2 protein-coding genes are annotated in these 1,445 nt (G+C 59.7%); both read left to right on the top strand.

Features of this window, described 5'->3' with window-relative positions; genetic code table 11:
* Positions 1–240: 240 nt before the first annotated feature.
* Entirely contained in the window at positions 241–621 is a 381-nt protein-coding gene (gene flbT, locus JQ574_RS34760; protein ID WP_212215257.1) for a flagellar biosynthesis repressor FlbT, read from the top strand.
* A gap of 270 nt (positions 622–891) precedes the next feature.
* Positions 892–1,445 (top strand): Hpt domain-containing protein (locus tag JQ574_RS34755; protein ID WP_212215256.1); only part of this gene is annotated, 554 nt, incomplete at its 3' end.

Raw genomic sequence — 1,445 nt, 5'->3', positions numbered from 1 at the left:
GTCGATCGCGGTGTCCGCGCTGGCGCTGGCCAACCAGAGCCAGCAGAGCGTGCTCCAGCTGCTCCGCTAAGTTCAGCTGCGAAGACAACGATCAAGGCGGCGGGGGAAACCCTGCCGCCACCATCGATCCCAAATTCCTGAATGCCGGATGGCGGCGTGTTTGCCGCGTATCTTCTCGAGAGATGTTTCGCAAACGTCGCGGGCGATTACGCTCGCGAGGTCTTCGAGCTGGAGACAATTGTGCCGCTACGCGTCGAATTGAAGCCATTTGAGCGGATCGTGATCGGCGAAACCGTTCTCATCAATTCCGATACCCGTACGTCGTTCCTGGTCGACGGCGAGGCGCCGATACTTCGCGAGCGCGACACCGTCACCGCCGAGACCGCCAATACGCCGGCCAAGCGGCTCTATCTCTGCGTCCAGACCATGTATCTGAAGAGCGATATTCCGAAATACCTGCCTGCATATCAGGGCTTCCTGCGCGATCTGCGCAACAGCAGTCCCGGCGATCGCCTGGCGATCGATGCCATTAGCGCGCACGTTTCGAGCGGCGCGCTCTACAAGGCGCTCAAGGAAATTCGCAAACTGATGAAGCGCGAAGACGCCTTGCTGGCCGCTTGATCCGCGTCGGTTTTGCCGCGCGACGCAAGATGCGTCCGTTTGCTCATCGAAGAAATCATCAGTCAAATTTTTTGCGAAAATCTCGGCTCGGATTTTGAAGCGTCGGCTAACGGCGTTGGCCGACGCCATCGCGCTATCTGCGCCGCATTTTACGACAATTTATTGGGGTTATCCGTAGTTGCACGGACACTGAAATTAACGTGGTCGTGAAATCCAAAAGGGTATGCCTGACAGACGACCGTCGCATCGATAGTTGAGGGGCAGGCTCTGATGGATGATCTTTTGCGGGAATTCCTGACAGAGACCAACGAGAGCCTGGATACGGTCGACAATCAGCTGGTGCGGTTCGAGCAGGATCCGAGCGACGCGAAGATTCTGGATAACATCTTTCGCCTGGTGCACACGATCAAGGGCACCTGCGGCTTCCTCGGCCTGCCGAGGCTGGAAGCGCTGGCCCATGCCGGCGAGACCCTGATGGGCAAATTCCGCGATGGCATGCCGGTCACCGCCGGCGCCGTCACGCTGATCTTGAGCAGCATCGATCGCATCAAGGAGATTCTCGCTGGCCTTGAAGCCACCGAGAACGAGCCGGAAGGCAGCGACGAGGACCTGATCGAAAAGCTGCACGAAATGGCCGAGGGCGGCGCGCATGCGGCGCCGATCCAACCTGCCCCAGTGACCATTTCACCCGCGGTTCAACCCGCTGCACCCAAGGAGACTCAAGTGGCTCACGGCACATTGGTGGAGCAGGTGCTGGAACGGCCGCTGCGTCCCGGCGAAGTCTCGCTCGACGATCTCGAACGCGCCTTCCGCGAGACCGCCGT

This window comes from Bradyrhizobium sp. AUGA SZCCT0158 (assembly GCF_018130065.1).
Taxonomy (GTDB): domain Bacteria; phylum Pseudomonadota; class Alphaproteobacteria; order Rhizobiales; family Xanthobacteraceae; genus Bradyrhizobium.
This window is presented reverse-complemented; position numbering and strand designations above follow the sequence as displayed.